General features: G+C 70.0%; 20 protein-coding genes. 9 read left to right on the top strand and 11 right to left on the bottom strand.

The window, feature by feature from the left end; all coding sequences use genetic code 11:
* Window positions 1-44 precede the first annotated feature (44 nt).
* The gene (cofC, locus tag H074_RS18015; RefSeq protein WP_007031471.1) at window positions 45-674 is read right to left on the bottom strand and encodes a 2-phospho-L-lactate guanylyltransferase; all 630 of its coding nucleotides are present in this window, start codon (window positions 672-674) and stop codon (window positions 45-47) included.
* A 66-nt stretch (window positions 675-740) separates the two neighbouring features.
* Between cofC and H074_RS18010 the strand changes: the two genes are divergently transcribed.
* The 3 genes from H074_RS18010 (at window position 741) to H074_RS18000 (ending at window position 3,267) form a co-directional block, all read left to right on the top strand.
* Complete coding sequence (locus H074_RS18010; RefSeq protein ID WP_007031470.1) at window positions 741-1,484, top strand: lysophospholipid acyltransferase family protein; 744 nt, start codon at window positions 741-743, stop codon at window positions 1,482-1,484.
* Window positions 1,484-2,509 (top strand): NAD(P)H-dependent glycerol-3-phosphate dehydrogenase, encoded by a 1,026-nt coding sequence (locus tag H074_RS18005; protein WP_007031469.1) that lies wholly within the window; start codon window positions 1,484-1,486, stop codon window positions 2,507-2,509. Before H074_RS18010 ends, H074_RS18005 begins: the two co-directional genes overlap by 1 nt.
* Before the next feature lie 278 nt (window positions 2,510-2,787).
* On the top strand, window positions 2,788-3,267 hold the full coding sequence (locus H074_RS18000) for a cysteine dioxygenase (protein WP_007031468.1): 480 nt from the start codon (window positions 2,788-2,790) through the stop codon (window positions 3,265-3,267).
* Window positions 3,268-3,305: 38 nt separating this feature from the next.
* Here H074_RS18000 and H074_RS17995 read toward each other — a convergent pair whose 3' ends face one another.
* Genes H074_RS17995 through H074_RS17970 form a run of 6 tightly spaced genes read right to left on the bottom strand, consistent with a single transcriptional unit; the run spans window position 3,306 to window position 8,147 of the window.
* Window positions 3,306-4,316 (bottom strand): asparaginase, encoded by a 1,011-nt coding sequence (locus H074_RS17995; protein ID WP_007031467.1) that lies wholly within the window; start codon window positions 4,314-4,316, stop codon window positions 3,306-3,308.
* Window positions 4,317-4,361: 45 nt separating this feature from the next.
* Window positions 4,362-5,192, bottom strand: coding sequence for a class I SAM-dependent methyltransferase (locus H074_RS17990; protein WP_007031466.1), 831 nt, complete (start codon window positions 5,190-5,192; stop codon window positions 4,362-4,364).
* Window positions 5,189-5,569 (bottom strand): VOC family protein, encoded by a 381-nt coding sequence (locus tag H074_RS17985; RefSeq protein WP_007031465.1) that lies wholly within the window; start codon window positions 5,567-5,569, stop codon window positions 5,189-5,191. Before H074_RS17985 ends, H074_RS17990 begins: the two co-directional genes overlap by 4 nt.
* Window positions 5,570-5,611: 42 nt before the next feature.
* Entirely contained in the window at window positions 5,612-6,349 is a 738-nt protein-coding gene (locus H074_RS17980) for an FAD:protein FMN transferase (RefSeq protein ID WP_007031464.1), read from the bottom strand.
* Window positions 6,346-6,774 (bottom strand): FMN-binding protein, encoded by a 429-nt coding sequence (locus tag H074_RS17975; RefSeq protein WP_007031463.1) that lies wholly within the window; start codon window positions 6,772-6,774, stop codon window positions 6,346-6,348. Before H074_RS17975 ends, H074_RS17980 begins: the two co-directional genes overlap by 4 nt.
* Window positions 6,775-6,791: 17 nt before the next feature.
* Window positions 6,792-8,147: a ferredoxin reductase family protein gene (locus tag H074_RS17970; protein ID WP_007031462.1), complete on the bottom strand. Its 1,356-nt coding sequence runs from the start codon at window positions 8,145-8,147 to the stop codon at window positions 6,792-6,794.
* Between the two features lie 182 nt (window positions 8,148-8,329).
* On the opposite strand from H074_RS17970, the gene H074_RS17965 reads away from it, so the two are divergent.
* Window positions 8,330-9,025 (top strand): response regulator transcription factor, encoded by a 696-nt coding sequence (locus H074_RS17965; RefSeq protein WP_007031461.1) that lies wholly within the window; start codon window positions 8,330-8,332, stop codon window positions 9,023-9,025.
* Window positions 9,022-10,458: a sensor histidine kinase gene (locus H074_RS17960; RefSeq protein WP_007031460.1), complete on the top strand. Its 1,437-nt coding sequence runs from the start codon at window positions 9,022-9,024 to the stop codon at window positions 10,456-10,458. Before H074_RS17965 ends, H074_RS17960 begins: the two co-directional genes overlap by 4 nt.
* 44 nt (window positions 10,459-10,502) lie before the next feature.
* Here the strand turns inward: H074_RS17960 and H074_RS17955 are convergent, their stop codons facing one another.
* A complete protein-coding gene (locus H074_RS17955; protein WP_007031459.1) occupies window positions 10,503-11,156 on the bottom strand; it encodes a pyridoxamine 5'-phosphate oxidase family protein in 654 nt (217 codons plus the stop codon).
* 90 nt (window positions 11,157-11,246) lie between these two features.
* Between H074_RS17955 and pdxR the strand changes: the two genes are divergently transcribed.
* The gene (gene pdxR, locus H074_RS17950) at window positions 11,247-12,605 is read left to right on the top strand and encodes a MocR-like pyridoxine biosynthesis transcription factor PdxR (protein WP_007031458.1); all 1,359 of its coding nucleotides are present in this window, start codon (window positions 11,247-11,249) and stop codon (window positions 12,603-12,605) included.
* 48 nt (window positions 12,606-12,653) lie between these two features.
* Here pdxR and H074_RS17945 read toward each other — a convergent pair whose 3' ends face one another.
* Window positions 12,654-13,199, bottom strand: coding sequence for a DUF3515 domain-containing protein (locus H074_RS17945; protein WP_007031457.1), 546 nt, complete (start codon window positions 13,197-13,199; stop codon window positions 12,654-12,656).
* Window positions 13,200-13,218: 19 nt separating this feature from the next.
* On the bottom strand, window positions 13,219-13,452 hold the full coding sequence (locus tag H074_RS17940) for an Lrp/AsnC family transcriptional regulator (RefSeq protein ID WP_007031456.1): 234 nt from the start codon (window positions 13,450-13,452) through the stop codon (window positions 13,219-13,221).
* Window positions 13,453-13,585: 133 nt separating this feature from the next.
* Between H074_RS17940 and H074_RS17935 the strand changes: the two genes are divergently transcribed.
* Window positions 13,586-14,542, top strand: coding sequence for a thiamine-phosphate kinase (locus H074_RS17935; RefSeq protein ID WP_007031455.1), 957 nt, complete (start codon window positions 13,586-13,588; stop codon window positions 14,540-14,542).
* A gap of 6 nt (window positions 14,543-14,548) precedes the next feature.
* Here H074_RS17935 and H074_RS17930 read toward each other — a convergent pair whose 3' ends face one another.
* Window positions 14,549-15,292, bottom strand: a complete 744-nt coding sequence (locus H074_RS17930) for a GNAT family N-acetyltransferase (RefSeq protein WP_007031454.1) — start codon at window positions 15,290-15,292, stop codon at window positions 14,549-14,551.
* 110 nt (window positions 15,293-15,402) lie between these two features.
* Between H074_RS17930 and H074_RS17925 the strand changes: the two genes are divergently transcribed.
* Both H074_RS17925 and H074_RS17920 read left to right on the top strand, forming a co-directional pair.
* A complete protein-coding gene (locus tag H074_RS17925; RefSeq protein ID WP_039922725.1) occupies window positions 15,403-15,873 on the top strand; it encodes a GNAT family N-acetyltransferase in 471 nt (156 codons plus the stop codon).
* Window positions 15,874-15,881: 8 nt separating this feature from the next.
* Window positions 15,882-16,403 (top strand): gamma carbonic anhydrase family protein, encoded by a 522-nt coding sequence (locus tag H074_RS17920; RefSeq protein WP_007031452.1) that lies wholly within the window; start codon window positions 15,882-15,884, stop codon window positions 16,401-16,403.
* The last annotated feature ends 41 nt before the right edge of the window (window positions 16,404-16,444 follow it).

The following is a 16,444-nucleotide window of genomic DNA, read 5'->3' as shown; positions in this document are numbered from 1 at the left end:
GGCGATTATGTGCGCCGCGCGCTGGTCGGCAGGGTGAACTCTCGTCACATCACCACGCAGGGTGTTCCCAGCAGCGTTGAAGTGCGTTTTCCGGTACCCAGGGTGCGGACGTGAGCGAGATCATCCGCGGTGTCCACGTCGGCCCTGAGCGATTCCGCGGCGATCGTGAGCGGGGTCGCACCGGAAGCGGTGTGCGCCCGCGCGGAACCCGTGCCGAACCGGGGTGCCAGAGCACGGCCAGCCCCCGCGAGCAACAGAGTCGTGCCAGTTCCTTGCCGGTCCGCGACGAACGCCCGATGTCCGGCGGCCTCGGCGAGGGCGGCGGTGAGATCTTCGGTCCGCAGCGCGGGCAGGTCGGCCTGCAGGGCACCGACGAGACCGGACGGTGTGTCCCGGCGCAGCAGCTCTTCGCCGTGGCGCAGGGCCGCGTTCAATCCGCCGCGCGAGGGCTCGGTGACGATCTCGACGCCAAGTTCGGTGAGATCCGCCACCGACGCCGGGTCGGCGGCGACCACCAGCACCCGCCGGACCCCGTCCGCCGAGATCGCCGCGGACAACGTGTCGTAGGCCAGCGCCAGCACCAGTTCGGGGTGGCGCTCCGGCACGACCGCACCGCGAAGCCGCGACTTGCCCTCGGCGGGGCGTTTCATCGGCACGATCAGGTCGATGCCCACACTATCCACATCTGCATTCTTACCCGACCCTCCCTGGACCGCGCTCGCACGCGCGCGGCAGGATCAGTGGCCTGGGACGACACGTGTGACTTCGAGGAGGACGAATTGGCCCGGCGTGAGAAGGGCGGCATCTGGGTTGGCATCGCCGCCGCACTGTTCTACCCGGCGACGGCCATCGGCAAGCGGGTCTACCGCAACGCCGAGCGGATCCCCCGCGAAGGCGGCGCGCTGCTCCTGCTCAACCACGTGTCCCACATGGATCCGGCGGTGGACGCGGTGTTCGTGCACCGCCAGAAGCGGGTGCCGCGGTTCCTCGGCAAGGAGAGCCTGACCAGGACGCCGGTCTTCGGCAAGATCTTCGTCGGCGCGGGGCAGATCCCGGTCTCCCGCGGTTCGGCCGCCGCCGGCGACAGCCTCAAGGCCGCCCACCAGGCGTTGCGTGACGGCAAGGTCGTCGTCATCTATCCGGAGGGGACGATCACCAAGGACCCGGACGGCTGGCCCAAGAAGCCGTTCACCGGGGCCGCGCGGCTCGCGCTGGAGACCGACGTGCCGGTGATCCCGATCGCCCGCTGGGGCACGAACCACATCTTCAACGGCTACACGAAGAAGTTCACGCCGTTCCCGCGCAAGAAGATCACGCACCTGGTCGGCGAACCGATGGACCTGTCGGCCTACAAGAACGGTTCCACCCGTAGCGCGTCGAAACTGCGCGAGGTCACCGAGCTGATGATGACCGAGATCACCACCCTGCTCGCGGAGATCCGCCAGGAGGAACCGCCCGCGAAGAAGCCGGAGGACGACGCCTGATGGCCGGGACCGCCATCGAGGTCCAGCGTGTCACCGTGCTCGGCGCGGGGTCGTGGGGGACGGCGTTCGCGAAGGTGCTCGGCGACGCCGGCCGGGACGTGACCATGTGGGCCCGGCGGCCCGAAGTCGCGGCCGAAATCCGGGACCGGCATCTCAATTCGTCCTATTTACCCGATATCGAACTGCCGGAGCGGATCACCGCGACGGCCGATCCGGGCGAGGCCCTCGATGACGCGCAGGCCGTGGTCCTCGCGGTGCCGAGCCAGACGTTGCGGACCAATCTCTCGGAGTGGTCCGGTCTGCTGCCGTCCGACGCGATCCTGGTGAGCCTCGCGAAGGGCGTCGAACTGGGCACGCTCAAGCGGATGAGTGAGGTCATCGCCGAGATCGCGCGGGTCGACGGCGGGCAGATCGTGGTCGTGTCCGGGCCGAACCTGGCGAAGGAGATCGCGCTGGGGCAGCCGGCGGCGGCGGTGCTGGCCTGCACCGACCACGACAACGCCAAGGTGATCCAGCAGGCGAGCTTCAACCAGTACTTCCGCCCGTACACCAACACCGACGTCGTCGGCTGCGAGCTGGGCGGGGCGTGCAAGAACGTCATCGCGCTCAGTTGCGGGATGGCGGCGGGGCTCGGGCTGGGCGCCAACACCGTTGCCACGCTGATCACCCGCGGGCTGGCCGAGATGGCCAGGCTCGGCGCGAAACTCGGCGCCGACCCGCTGACCTTCGCCGGGCTCGCCGGTGTCGGCGACCTGGTGGCGACCTGCTCGTCGCCGTTGTCGCGCAACCGGACCTTCGGCGAACGGCTCGGCAGGGGCGAGACGCTGGAGCAGGCGCTGGCGGCCACCGGCGGTCAGGTCGCCGAGGGCGTCAAGTCGTGCACGTCGATCAGGGAACTCGCGATCGGCCTCGGTGTCGACATGCCGATCACCGACGCGATGCACCGCGTATGTCATGAAGGGGTCGACCCGCGGCGTGCGGGAGCCGAACTGCTGGGGCGGTCGCAGAAGCACGAGTGGTCCTGAGCAAGACCGCAGGATCGCGACAGCCCAGGGTGGATTCGTGCTGCGAACATGGACGCGAGGTGCAGAACTCACGGTCCACGGTGTGAGATCGGTTGACCGCAGGGCTCCGCACTGGTTCGCTGAGGGCATGTTCGCACGTGGGATGACTGTGTCGCGGGGCCTCTCGGGTCTTGGTGCGGTCGCGCGCGTGTGTTTTTCGTGTGCCCAGTGTTGTTGTCGGTGAACCCCAACCCCGACCCCCTGCCCACACGATCTTTTCTTTTTGCGAGGACACCTTCATGTTCGCCGTCCCGGACAACACGCTCGTCATTCCCGAAAACCCCGCCCTGCGCCACCCGGTGCGCGTCGCGCTCGAATTCGCCGCGGACCGTGAACGCTGGCGGCACCTGCTGCGTTACGACCCCGAGCAGCGCTTCTCCGCCCTCGTCGACGCGGACGAACTGCAGGAGATCTGGTTGATGAGCTGGCTGCCCGGTCAGTACACCGACCTGCACGATCACGAATTCGCCGCAGGCGCGTTCACCGTCGTCAGCGGGAGGCTGAGCGAGACCGTCGCCCGGCGCGCGGTCGACGGCCGGGCCGTGACCGAACTGCACTCGCTGTCGGAAGGGCAGTCTCGCGTCTTCGGTCCCGGCTACATCCACGAAGTGCGCAACGACGGGCCGGACCCCGCCGTCAGCGTGCACGTCTACCGGCACCGGCCCCGCGCCATGCGGCCGTACCACCTGGACCCCGTCTCGGGCCCGATCCAGGACTGACCATCCCGCAATTGGTCACCTACTTGCGCCAGTGATCTTCAGGCGAGGTCGCCGCGGAGCCGGAATTCGGCTTCGATGCGGTCTCGCGAGGCTCCGGTGGCGAGCAAGGTGTGCAGCAGGAGCCGGGATTTGCGCGGGTCCAGCCAACCCGCCATGGTCGCGCCCATCGCGATCAGGTCCGACTCCGAGCCGCGGAAGCCGTAGGTGCCGCGGAACGTCGGCCCGGCGCCGGTGCGGCCGGCGACCACGATCGGCACCTCCGGCAGGACCCGTTCGATCACGTCGGCGGACCCCGCCGAAACGTGCCCGGCGCCGTTCGCGGCGAGCACCACACCCTTGACTCCGGCCTTGACCAGCGTTTCGAGGAGTTCGCCGGTGTCCTCGACGCCGCTCTCGACGATCGGCACCAGACCGGAGAAGTCCGCGTCCTCCAGTGACAACGCCGCAGGGCGGGCGGCGACCGGGTGGAAGTAGTGCACCAGGCCCTCCGCGAGGAGCCCGAGCGGCCCGGCGGGGTTCGAGGAGAACGCCTCGACGTGGCTCGAATGCGCCTTCCGCACCCAGCGCGCCAGGTGGACGTCGTCGTTGAACGCGACCAGCGAGCCGCGGCCCCGGCTGCGGGGATCGGCGGCGACGGTCAGCGCGGCGAGCAGGTTCCCCGCGCCGTCGGCGCTGGGCAGGCTGGGGTTGCGCATCGCGCCGGTGATCACGATCGGCGCCTCGGAAGCCCACGTCAGTTCGAAGAAGTACGCGGTCTCCTCGAGCGTGTCCGTACCCTGGACCACGACGACACCTTCAGCGCCTTCATCGACGGCTCGGGCGGCCCAGTCCCGTGTCCTGATCAGCGTCGCGAAGTCCATCGACGCGCTGGAGATCCCCGCGAGCGTCTCTGCGCGGACGTCCATCTCGAGGTTCCCGCCCAAGTCGCCGAGCAGGTCGGCGGCGGTGAGACGGGGGACGGCGTGGTCTTCGCCGTCTCCGGGGACCATGGAGATGGTGCCGCCCAAGGCGGCGACGGCGACAAGGGGCCGTCGGGGATCGCTCGACATGCCGTCCATTCTTCAAACCCCGCAGGTCCTGTCGCAAGTAGTCACCTACTTGCGGCGGGTCTTCACGGCCTCGATCGTGAAACTCGCCGCCAGCCGCCGCGGATCCTCCGTCAGCCGCCATTCCTCGGTCGCCTCGTTCAGGGTCATGAACCCGGGCAGCGCGTTCCACGGCACGCTGTCGTGTTCCACCAGCCGCGTCAGCGTCAGTCCCGCGTCGAGCAGCGACGTGACGATCTCGCCCAGCCCGTGGTTCCACTCGTGCGTCCGGTTGTTCTCGAACGCGACGTCGGTGTCCACATAGGTCCCCGGTTCGTCGAACACCAGCGGTTCGGCCTGCTCGAAGTACGGGTAGCGCGGCGTGATCATCGGCTGCGTCTCGTCGAGGGTGCCCAGCATCGGGTGCATGTCCCGGATGAACAGCCGCCCGCCCGGCCGCAGCAGCTTTCCGACGACCTGTCCCCAGCGGGCGATGTCCGGCAGCCAGCAGAGCGCGCCGATTCCCGTGTAGACGAGGTCGAATTCCCCGGCGCCCAGCACGTCGGCGGCACTGTACACATCGGACTCGCGGTAGTCGATTCCCGCGCCGGTCTCGGCGGCCAGCCGTCGCGCGATCTCCAGCGCCGGTGCGGAAAAGTCGAGACCGGTCATCCGCGCGCCGAGGCGGGACAGGGAAAGCGTGTCGGTGCCGATGTGGCATTGCAGGTGCACTCCGCGCGCGCCGGAGACGTCGCCGAGCAGTGGCCGGTCGAAGGTGACCACGCCGCTGAGGTGCGTGGGGTCCGCGAGGAACTTTTCGTAGCCGTAGTCCGCCGAAGCGGCGTGTGCCGGAGCGCGTTCGTCCCAGTTCGCGCGGTTGACGGTCAGGTAGTCCGTCACGACGTCGCGGCCTTTTCCGCGGCGCTGCGCAGCACGCAGAATTCGTTGCCCTCGGGGTCACCGAGAACGGCCCAGCCGGTGCCGTCCGGGTTGCGCCGGTCGTGCAGGAGGGTCGCGCCGAGTTTCAGCAGGCGCTCCACCTCCTCGTCGCGCGGGATGTCGGGCTGGAGGCAGAGGTGGATCCGGTTCTTCACCGTCTTCGGCTCGGGCACCTGCCCGAAGAACAGCGTGACACCGTTGTCCATCACGATGATCGTCTCGGGGTCGCCGGGCCGGTCGTCGTCGGCCATCGGCTTGCCGACCACGCCACTCCAGAAACGTCCCAGTTCGTAGGCGTCTGCGCAGTCGAAGAAGAAGTTCTGTACGACAGAGGTCATGACGCCGCAGTCTGCCTGAGCCCGCGAAGCCCGGCCAACGGTTTAAGCCAGCCGCAACCCCGGCGACCGGTGCACCCGCCGTTCCGCGTCGATGACCAGCACCTGGCAACCCGGCTGCGACGCGACCCAGGCGATCCCCTCGGCCCCCATCGCGAAGGCGGCCGTGGCGAGGGAATCCGCGGTGACGAGGTCGTCGGCGGTGACTGTGACGCTCAGCAGCCCGACGGGCGGGCGCCCGGTCCGTCCGTCGAGGATGTGCGCGCCGCGTTCGTATTCCGCCGAGGTCGCGACGGCGCCACCGGACGATTCCACCACGGCGCAGACCGCGTCGGGCCGTTCGGGATGCCGGATCCCGACCCGCCAGGCACGGCCGGGTTCCGGTTCGCCGGAGGTGACGACGTCCCCGCCGGCGTTGAGGCAGAACACGTCCAAGCCCTCGGCCAGCAACAGGGACGCCGCCCGTCGCACCGCCCAGCCCTTGACCACGGCGTTCGGGTCGAGCCGCCGTCCGGGGAGCCGGGCGGTGAACGCCCCGCCGGACAGCCGTTCGTAGTGATCGCACAGCGAAAGCACTTCCAGGAGGTCGTCGCTCAGCTCCGAGGGAGCGAGTTCGCCGCGGTCGTGGCGGCAGACCTCACTGTCGGCCTTGAACGGGCTGAACCTCGCGTCGACTTCCCGCAGCCAGCCGAAGACCCCGTCGATGGCGTGGTCGACGAGGCCACCGCCCGCCCGGACGTCGACCGAGACCGGCAGTCCCATCACCTGTTCGACGCGGTTCATCTGGCGTCCAGCGCCGCCTGCAGCGAGTCGATGTACGACTCGCTCGTCGATGTCGCCCCGGAGACGGTGTCGATGTCGGCGCTCTGCGCGGTCAGCGTCTCCTCCTGCAGGATCGGGATCGCGGCGACCCCGCGGCCGCTGGCCGGCCGTTGCAGCAGGCGGACTTCGGAGATCTTGTCCCCGGCCGAGATCACCAGCCGCACTTGGACGGTGCCGTACCGGTTGCTCTCCACCGAGCCGTCGATGGTGCGTTCGGCGCCTTCGGACGCGCCACCGTCCGAATAGGGCACAGTGGAAGCAGTGGGCGGCGCGGGCGCCGCGACGGCCACGGTCTCCGAGCCGAGCGGACCCGGTTCGTACAGCCAGACACCGAGGAAGCCCGCGGCCGAAAGGGCGACCGTGGCGGCGACGATGGTCTTCTTCATGATCGGGACTCCCTGACTCAGGCGGCGAGGCTGAAGCGTTCGGCGTGGACCTGCTGGTTCGGCACCCGCAGTTCCCGCAGGCTGCGCAACGTCGCCGAGGTCATCCCGGGCGGGCCGCAGACGAAGACGTCCCGGTTCTCGATGTCCGGCACCATCCGCCGCAGGTTGTGCGCGCCGAGCACCGGGCCGTGCGGACCGGCCGGAGCGGACGGTCCACTGAGGACGTGGACGACGACGCCGCGTGCCCGCGCCAGTCCGATCAGCTCCGGCAGCAGGACGGCGTCGCGTTCGTCGCGGACGCGGTAGAGCACCACGACATGTCCGGAGATCTCCTCGAGCAGCGCGCGGATCGGGGTGATCCCGACGCCGCCCGCGACCAGCAGCGCGTCCGATTTCTGTTGGTGCATCGTGGTGAACGCGCCGTACGGGCCTTCGGCGAACACTCGGGTGCCGACCTTCAGCGATCGCAAGGACGCGCTGCCGTCGCCGGCGGCTTTCGCGGTCAGCCGCAGGGTGCGGCCGTCCGGCGCGGCCGAGAGCGAGAACGGATTGGCCTGCCACCAGCGATCCCGGGTCATGAAGCGCCACAGGAAGAACTGGCCCGCCCTCGCGGGCATCTTGTCGAGGTGCCGGCCGGAGATGTACACCGAGACGGCGTCGTGCGATTCGGGGACCACGGCGACGACTTTCAGCTGGTGCCGAAGATTCCGCGCCAGCGGCAGCACCACGCGGCCGGCGAAGACCGAGCCGAGCGCGACACCCCACACCGCCCACCAGTAGACCCGCGCCCCCGGCGACGACGCGAACGATCCACCCAGCGCGATCTGATGGCTGAACGCCAGTACGACCGCGGCGTAGGTGTAGAGGTGGAGGAAATGCCAGGTCTCGTACGCCAGACGGCGGCGGGCGAACCGCGCGGAAACCGCGCCGACGAGGAGGATCAGCGCGAACGCGACGACCGCGCGCAGGATCCCCTCCAGCTTGGTCACCATCGTGACGAACTCGTCCGCCACGCCGTTGTCCTCGACCTGCGCGTAGCCGAAGACGATGAACACGAAGTGGGCGAGCAGCGTCCACAGCAGGCCGAACCCGGTCCAGCGGTGCCAGCCGGTGAGCCGGTCCATGCCGAGGCGGCGGTCGAGCCACGGCAGCCGGGCGACCAGCAGCAGCTGGAACGCCATCGCCAGCGCCCCGTACAGCCCGGCGAGCCTGCCGATGCTGACGAGGACGTTGTCCGACGGCCCGGCGGCGAAGAAGAGCGTGGTCACGGCGGCCACGTTGGCCCCGAGGAAGAGGAAGAGCCCGGCGCGAGCGGCGATCCTGGGACGGATCGCCGCGCGCGGTCTCACGGCGGTCTGCGTCATGGTGGTCACACGTGGTCCCTTCTGGTCCGGTTCAGCTGCCTAGAACAATGCGGGAATTCGAGAGCTCGCTTTGAGGGACACTGCCCAGCCTGCTGTGCCAACCTGTGACCTTTCTTGGTGGAACCTGTCGGCTTGCTGTCGTCTGCGCTCCCGCCTCGCCCTCGTGCGCGCGTTAACGGAGGATGGCGTTCGTGAACACCGAGAACCCCGTCCGCCTGCTGGTGGTGGACGACGAGCCGCATATCGCCGATCTGGTGGCCACCGTCGCCCGCTACGAGGGCTGGCAGGCCGTCACCGCCGGATCGGGCGAGGCCGCGCTCGAACGCGCCGCCGAATTCGGGCCCGACATCGTCGTGCTCGACCTGATGCTGCCCGGGATCGACGGGTTCACCGTGCTGGACAAGCTCCGTGAGGCCGGGACGGCGGTGCCCGTGGTCTTCCTCACCGCGAAGGACGCGACCGCGGACCGTGTCGCCGGGCTCACCCGGGGCGGCGACGACTACCTCGTCAAGCCGTTCTCCGTCGAGGAACTGATGGCGCGGCTGCGCGCGGTGCTGCGGCGAAGCACCAACCAGGCCAAGGCGGCGGTGCTGCGGGTCGGCGATCTGACCCTGAACGAGGAAACCCGGGAGGTCGCCCGCGACGGCAAGCCCGCCGAGCTGACGCCGACCGAGTACGAACTGCTGCGCTATCTCATGCGGCGTTCGCCGTCGGTGATGACCAAGGCACAGATCCTCGACCACGTCTGGGAGTACGACTTCGGCGGCCGGTCCAATGTGGTCGAACTCGTCATCTCGCATCTGCGCCGCAAACTCGACGCGGGCAACGAACCGCTGATCCACACCGTGCGCGGTGTGGGCTACGTCGTCCGGCAGGCGGCGAGATGAAAATGCTGTGCCGGTGGTTCGAGGCCTGGCGCCGGTCGAGGCTCGGGACCCGGCTGGCGCTCGGGCTCGGCGCGCTGGCGCTGGTCGTGTTCGCCGTCGTCGGCACCGTGATGGTCGGCATCATGAAGGGCTATCTGAACAGCAGGCTGGACGAACAGCTCGCCAAGACCCAGATCAGCCAGGTGCCGTCGCTGCGCACCACGCACGGCGGGAATCCCCAGCAGACCTACGGCTGGTATTCCGCTGTCTTCTCGGTCCAGAACGGCGAGGCACTGCCGCAGGCGGGCGGTTCCCTGCCGCCGGACAGCAAAGCCCTCGAAGAGGTGGCGGAGGACGCGACACGGACCGAGGTGCTGCGCACCGTCCACATCGACGACAAGGGCACCTACCGGGTCCGGGCCTGCCCGATCGAACCGGCGAGGAACATCGTCCTGGTCAGCGCCGCGCCGCAGGCGGATCTCGACCGGACGGTCAGCAGGCTGATCATGGTCGAGGTCGTCGCGTTCCTGCTGGCGCTGGCGGTGCTGGTGATCGTGGGACGGCTGGTGCTGCGGCGCGGGCTGCGGCCGCTGAGCGACATGGCCGGGACGGCGCACGACATCGCGTCGCACGACCTGACCACGAACGCCGATCTCCCGGTGCGCGCGCGGGCGAACGGCGGTGGCGCCGAGGTCGAGGAACTGCGGACGGCGTTCAACCTGATGCTGGCGCACCTCGATTCGTCACTGGTCGCGCGGCGGAAGGCGAACGAACGGCTGCGCCGGTTCATCGCCGACGCCTCCCACGAACTGCGCACGCCGCTGACGTCGATCCGGGGCTACGCCGAGCTTTTCCGCTACGCCGAGGCGAACGAACCCGCGGAACGCGAGGCACACCTGTCGAAGATCCGGGAAGAGACCCAGCGGATGAGCGTGCTCGTCGACGACCTCCTGCTCCTCGCGCGCCTCGACGCGCCGGAGACCGAGGCGCCGCTGCGGCTGGTCGACGTCGACCTCGCCGAGCTGATCACCGACGCCGGGGAGGCCTTCGCCGCCGGCCGCCCGGAGCATCCGCTGAGCATCAGTGCGCTGCCGGAAGGTGTTGTCCTGCAAGCGGATCCGGTGCGACTGCGGCAAGTGCTGGACAACCTGCTCGCCAACGCCGCGGTGCACACGCCGCCCGGGACGGCGGTCACGTTGTCCGCCGCCGCTTCGGATTCCGAGGTCGTCCTTCGGGTGAGCGACGCCGGGCCCGGTATCCCGCCGGAAGCGCGGGAACGGATCTTCGACCGGTTCTACCGGGTCGACACCGCTCGCACGCGCGGCAACGGCGGGACCGGGCTCGGGCTTTCGGTGGTGCTCTCGCTGGTCTCCGCGCACGGCGGGACGATCGACGTCGAAAGCGCGCCGGGGGCGACGACGTTCACCGTGCGGCTTCCGCGACGCCGCTCGTGAGTGGTTAGGACGGTTAGAACCGTCCTAACCACTCACGAGACCCACTACCCGACGCGCGTTTTCACGTGGTCCGGAACCACCCACTCCGAAACCAGGTCGGCCGACGGCTCCGGCTCCCCGAACACTGTCCGCACCGGCAGCACCCCCGCCCACGAGAGATCGGCCGCGACCTCGTCCTCGGGATCGTCGGGACCTTCGCCGCGCATCTTCACCGACGCCTCGGTGAGGTCCAGTTCCAGCACCGAAACGGACGCGAACTCCTTCGCGTTGATGTCGCGCGCGTGCTCCCACGAACCGGGCGCGAGGTGGTCGGTCAGCACGTGGAGCCCGTGCATCTTCCGGTCGCGATCGGTGACCGCGGCCGCCTTGCCCAGGATCACCGCGCTGCGGTAGTTCATCGAGTGGTTGTTGACCGAGCGCGCGTAGACGATGCCGTCGAGCAGGGTCACCGTGACGCAGACCTCGACGCCATCGGAGTCCCGCATACTCCTCGCCCCGGTTGACCCGTGCAGGTAGAGCGTGTTCCCGTCGCGGCCGTAGCCGGTCGGGATGACCAGCGGAACGCCGTCGCGCACGACGCCGAGATGGCAGATCAGGCCTTCGTCGAGCACGGAGTACAGCGCCGAGCGGTCGGTGAGCGCGCGGTTCTTCTTGCGGTTGAGAGTGGTCCTGTCGGTGGGAGACAGCGGTGTGGGCATGCGAGCAGTCTCACCCACGCGAGTGGCCTGTAATAACGGCCAATTCTCCTATACTTGAGAAGGCCACTTACGCGACGAGCGGAGTACAGCATGTCCGACACCGCTCTGCCGGTCAGCCTCGACCGCGATTCGCTCGTCCCGCTCGCGGTCCAGCTGGCCGACGCGTTGCGCGCGGCCGCCGGCGACGGGCATCTCCGCGGCGGCGACAGGCTGCCCTCGACCAGGGCGCTGGCGAGCCGTCTCGGCGTCAGCCGCACGGTGACGTCGGCGGCGTACGAGCAGCTCCACGCGGAAGGCTGGATCGCCGGCCGCCACGGCTCCGGCACGTATGTCACCACGACACCGCCCGCGGACAGGCCGTCGAAAGGCCCTGCGCCCGGCACCCCCGCCGCGCCGCCCACGCTGGTCGACCTCACCCCGGGCGTCCCGTGGGCCGACGGCATCGAGAAGGCCGCCTGGCGCCGCGCGTGGCGGGCCGCCGCCGACCCGCGCCCTACCTATCGCGAGGACAGGGCCGGTCTGCCCACGTACCGGGACGCCGTGTCCGAGCATCTGCTGCGGCACCGCGGCCTCGCGGCCGGAACGGTGCTCGCGACCGGCGGGACGACGGCCGCGGTGATCGAACTCGCGGGCGCGGTGCTCTCACGCGGTGACCGGGTCGCGATCGAAGAGCCGGGTTATCAGCGCGCTGTGCAGGCGTTCCGGCGGGCGGGGATGGAGGTCGTGCCCGTCCCGGTCGACGAAGAGGGCCTGCGCCCGGACGCCGTCCCCGCCGACGTGCGCGCCGTGTACTGCTCGCCCGCGCACCAATATCCGCTCGGCAGCCGGATGAGCGCGTCCCGTCGCGTCGACCTGGTCGAACTCGCCCGCGCACAGGGCATGCTGGTGATCGAGGACGATTACGACGGCGAGCTGCGGTTCGACGTAGCGCCATTGCCGCTGCTGGCCGCGCTCGCGCCCGATGTCGTCGCGCATCTCGGGACCACGAGCAAGATCCTCACCCCGGCGCTGGGCGCGGGCTGGATGGTCGCGCCGTCCCAGGTCGCGGCCGCGGTGCTGGAGTACCGCGAAGGAACCGGAACGCGGCCTTCGCCCGCCGGGCAGCGGGTCCTCGCCGAACTGGCGCGGCACGGCGATCTGGGGCGGCATCTGCGGAAGCTCCGGCGGGAACTGTCGGAGCGCCGGTCCCTGGTTTCGGCCGCGCTGACGTCGGCGGGGATCCCGGTGCTCGGCGACGACGCGGGCGCGCATCTGGTCGTCCCGTGTGGATCGGCGGCCGAGGAGACGGCGCGGATGGCGGCGGCGGAACGCGCCGGGATCCGGCTCGACGGGCTGGCCCGGCACTTCGCCGGGACGCCGACGGTGTTCGGGAACCTCATCGGTTACGCGGGCTGTTCGCGGGAAGCGCTCCGATCCGCGCTCAAACCGCTGATCCCCGTGCTCGGCTGAGCGTCCGGTCTCGTGAGTGGTAAGGACGGTTCTAACCGTCCTCGCCACTCACGAGAAACGCAGCGGGACCGCGGGGAGGTTGGCGGCGATGACGTCCGAAACGGTCTGGAGCGGCCCGGTCCCGGCGGTGTCCGGCACGGTGAGCGCCGTGTAGACGGGACGGTCCACCACGAACCACGTCGCGGTGCCCTCACCCTCGACCTGCAGCCACTGGACGGTGTTGATCGTCCGCAGCTGCGAGGTCCGGGTGAGCTCCGGCGGTTTGCCGAGACCGCACCGCAGGACCACCGGGTCGCCGGTGCCCCAGCCGATCGTCGCCTCAGGGGCGGGATCGGCCAGCGTCCGCCGGACCAGCGTGTTCCCGGACGACGTGAGCTCGTGCGGGAGCGCGCCGATGAGTTTCGCGCATTCGGGTGACCCCGACTGCGGTGCCGGGACCGGGACGAGCGGGAGCGGGCCGTCGGCGGCCGGGGCGCCGGATTCCGCGCCGCGGGTCAGCCCGAAGACGGCCGCGCCCGCGACGAGCAGGATCGCCAGGCAGGCGGCCGCGATCAGCAGGGGCTTCGGGGGAGCGCCGGTGTCCGTGTCAGCCACCGGACAACTACACCACCTCTTACAGATGCACGACCGGGCAGGTCAGCGTACGCGTGATGCCCTCCACGTTCTGCACCTTGGCGACCACGAGCTGACCGAGCTGATCGACGGTGTCGGCCGCGGCCTTGACGATGACGTCGTAGGGGCCGGTGACATCCTCCGAACTGGTGACGCCGGGGATGGTGGAGATCTCCGCGGCGACCGCGGCGGCTTTGCCGACCTCGGTCTGGATGAGGATGTATGCGTGGACCACGGCGCGCCCCTTCGTAAAAGTCGGCTCAAGGTAGGAACGTTGTAGCAACGTATCGCCAGCCCCAGGAAAAACCTAGGGGTTCCGACTATCGGTGATCGACATTTGTCCGGACAAGGGAAAGTGGAGGTGACGGGTGTCACCGAACGACGGCACGGTCGCCGGGACCGGTGAATTCCGGTTGATCGAGGCGGTGACCGACGGCCGGAAACAGCCGGAGACGACACTGCTCGGACCGGGGGACGACGCGGCCGTCGTGGCCACCCCGGACGGCCGGACGGTGGTCTCCACCGACGTCCTCGTGCAGGGCGTCCACTTCCGCCTCGACTGGTCCAGCGCCGAACAAGTGGGACGCAAGGCGGTCGCGGTGAACCTCACCGACATCGCCGCCATGGGCGCGCGTCCGACGTCCGTCCTCATGGGATTCGCGTGTCCGTCGGACACCCCGACCTCGCTCGTCACCGAGCTCACCCAGGGGATGTGGGTCGAAGCCGAACGCGCGGGCATCGGGATCGTCGGCGGCGACATGGTGCGCGCCGACCAGATCGTGATCAGTGTCACCGCCCTCGGCGACCTCGGCGGCCGGGAACCGGTGACAAGGTCCGGCGCGCGTCCCGGCGACGTCGTCGCGGTCTGCGGGCGGCTCGGCTGGGCGGCCGCCGGGCTCGCCGTGCTCGGCCGGGGTTTCCGCTCACCGGTCAGCGTGGTCAACGCGCAGCGCTGCCCCGAACCGGACTACGAGGCGGGCATCCGGGCCGCCGACGGCGGCGCGACGTCGATGATCGACGTGTCCGACGGGCTCCTGTCCGACCTCGGCCACATCGCCGCGGCCTCCGGCGTGGGGATCGACGTGCGGACGGCGGATCTCGACGTGTCGAGCAGGCTGACCGAGGTCGGGACCGCGCTCGGCGCCGACCCGCTGAAATGGGTGCTCACCGGCGGCGAGGACCACGCTTTCGCGGCCACCTTCCCCTCGTTCGCCGATCTGCCGGAAGGCTGGACCGAGATCGGCGTCGTCACCATGCCGGATTCGGGGGTGACGGTGGACGGGAAGCGGTACGGCCACGACAGCGGCTGGCAGCACTGGCGCTAGCCGCGGTCAGCGGGAGGCCCACCAGGTCGACTCGGCGGCGACGGTGAAACCGAGGGATTCGTACAGTGGCCTGCCCAGCCGGGAAGCGGTGAGGGTGACCGGCAGCCCGGCCAAGGGGGCGAGGGAGCCGAGCATCACAGCTCTTCCCACGCCGCGGGAGCGGAAGGCGTCCGGCGTGCCGACCCAGTAGTGGCTGCCGAAGCCGTTCTCGACGACGGTGACGCACGCCCCGGCGACCTCGCCGTCGAGCCGCGCGATGAACACCTCGACGCCCGGCTGCCCGAGCAAGGCCGTGGGGAACATCTCACCCGCGCGGTAGGGCTCGAACCGGGTGAGCTCGAAACCCGCGATCACCGCGCGTTCGGCCGCTCGCAAGTCCGCCTCCCCGTGTACCCGGACCACCTCCATCGAGGGTTCGGTGACGGGGGCGGGCGGGCGCAGCATGACGGGCATCCGCCAGCTGCGCATATCCCCGAGATGGTTCAGATCGGTGAGGCTGAAGGGATCCTCCGCGTCCACCGGGCCCGTCGCCCGCGCGGCCAGTTCGGTGATCTCCGCCAGCTCGCCGTCGGTGAGGCCGGGCTCCTGGATCAGGACGCGCAGTCCCGCGCGCTCGTCACCGGCGACGGCGAGAAAACCGCGACGACGGATCACCTCGTGGCCGCGGGACCGGCCGGTCGCGGCCCAGAACGCGGCGGAGTTGCGGGCCTGGCGCAGTGGCGCCCCGGCGAGGCCGGTTTCGATCGACATGGGCAAGAACCTAAGCCGGCGAACGGTTTCGGGGACAGTGCCGATCACGTGGCATCCGCTTGGGCCAATCCCGTTCCCCCGCGACACGGCCGATCGCTAGTGTCGCGCTCATGGATCTTCGTGTGCTGGCCTACGACCACCCCGACGCGGTGAAACTGTTGGCCGAGGCCCAGCTCGAGCTGGCCGCCCGGTACGGCGGCGAAGACGAGACGCCGATGGACGCGGCGCAGTTCGCCTCGCCGAGGGGACTTTTCCTGGCCGCCTACCTCGACGACGTCCCGGTCGCGTGTGGTGCTTGGCGGGCGCACGACGGGCCGGACCCCTTGCTGCCCGGTGACGCCGAGATCAAACGCATGTTCGTGATGGCTTCGGCGCGGGGCAGGGGCCTCGCGCGGGCGATCCTCGCCGACCTGGAGCGGACGGCCGCCGAGGCCGGACGGCTGCGCATGGTGCTCGAGACCGGCGACAAGCAACCGGAAGCCATCGCGCTGTACCTGTCGGCGGGTTACCGGGAGATACCGGGTTTCGGGTACTACAAGGACGAGCCGGAAAGCATCTGCTTCGGCAAGTCGCTGGTATAGGAGAACGCATGCCGATCTACGCGCTGGGCGACCTCGAACCCTCGATCCACCCGGACGCCTACGTCCACCCCGACGCGACGGTGATCGGGGACGTCCGGATCGCGGCGTTCGCGTCGGTGTGGCCGCAGACCGTGCTGCGCGGCGACCACGGGCACATCGAAATCGGCGAGCGGTCCAACGTCCAGGACGGCTGCGTCCTGCACTGCACCCGCAAGGAGCCGACGGTGATCGGGAAGTCCTCCGCCGTCGGGCATTCGGTGCACATCGAGGGCGCGCGGATCGGCGAGGGCTGCCTGATCGCGTCGGGATCGGTGGTGCTGAACGGAACCGTCGTCGAGGACGGCGGGATGGTCGGCGCCGGCGCGGTCCTCTCCTACGGGTCCCATGTGGACAGTGGGTGGATCGCGCTCGGTGTCCCGGCGAAGACGCGGCCGAACACGTCGTTCGGGCCGGACATGATCAAACTGGTCGTCGACGGCTATGTCGAGCGTGCGGCCCGGTTCCGGGCCGAACTCCGGCGATTGGACTAGGGCGTGTTTCATAAGCCAAGTTCGCGGTCTTCGCGCCCAGG

The sequence above is a fragment of the Amycolatopsis decaplanina DSM 44594 genome (genome assembly GCF_000342005.1).
GTDB lineage: Bacteria > Actinomycetota > Actinomycetes > Mycobacteriales > Pseudonocardiaceae > Amycolatopsis > Amycolatopsis decaplanina.
Note: the sequence above shows the minus strand (reverse complement) of the source record. Positions and strands in the feature narration are given on the sequence as shown.

Excerpts from the sequence above, each read along its gene's own strand:
- H074_RS18005 (WP_007031469.1), top strand. The coding sequence starts at position 1,484 with ATGGCCGGGACCGCCATCGAGGTCCAGCGTGTCACCGTGCTCGGCGCG.
- H074_RS18000 (WP_007031468.1), top strand. The coding sequence starts at position 2,788 with ATGTTCGCCGTCCCGGACAACACGCTCGTCATTCCCGAAAACCCCGCC.
- H074_RS17995 (WP_007031467.1), bottom strand. The coding sequence starts at position 4,316 with ATGTCGAGCGATCCCCGACGGCCCCTTGTCGCCGTCGCCGCCTTGGGC.
- H074_RS17985 (WP_007031465.1), bottom strand. The coding sequence starts at position 5,569 with ATGACCTCTGTCGTACAGAACTTCTTCTTCGACTGCGCAGACGCCTAC.
- H074_RS17980 (WP_007031464.1), bottom strand. The coding sequence starts at position 6,349 with ATGAACCGCGTCGAACAGGTGATGGGACTGCCGGTCTCGGTCGACGTC.
- H074_RS17975 (WP_007031463.1), bottom strand. The coding sequence starts at position 6,774 with ATGAAGAAGACCATCGTCGCCGCCACGGTCGCCCTTTCGGCCGCGGGC.
- H074_RS17960 (WP_007031460.1), top strand. The coding sequence starts at position 9,022 with ATGAAAATGCTGTGCCGGTGGTTCGAGGCCTGGCGCCGGTCGAGGCTC.
- H074_RS17955 (WP_007031459.1), bottom strand. The coding sequence starts at position 11,156 with ATGCCCACACCGCTGTCTCCCACCGACAGGACCACTCTCAACCGCAAG.
- pdxR (WP_007031458.1), top strand. The coding sequence starts at position 11,247 with ATGTCCGACACCGCTCTGCCGGTCAGCCTCGACCGCGATTCGCTCGTC.
- H074_RS17930 (WP_007031454.1), bottom strand. The coding sequence starts at position 15,292 with ATGTCGATCGAAACCGGCCTCGCCGGGGCGCCACTGCGCCAGGCCCGC.
- H074_RS17925 (WP_039922725.1), top strand. The coding sequence starts at position 15,403 with ATGGATCTTCGTGTGCTGGCCTACGACCACCCCGACGCGGTGAAACTG.
- H074_RS17920 (WP_007031452.1), top strand. The coding sequence starts at position 15,882 with ATGCCGATCTACGCGCTGGGCGACCTCGAACCCTCGATCCACCCGGAC.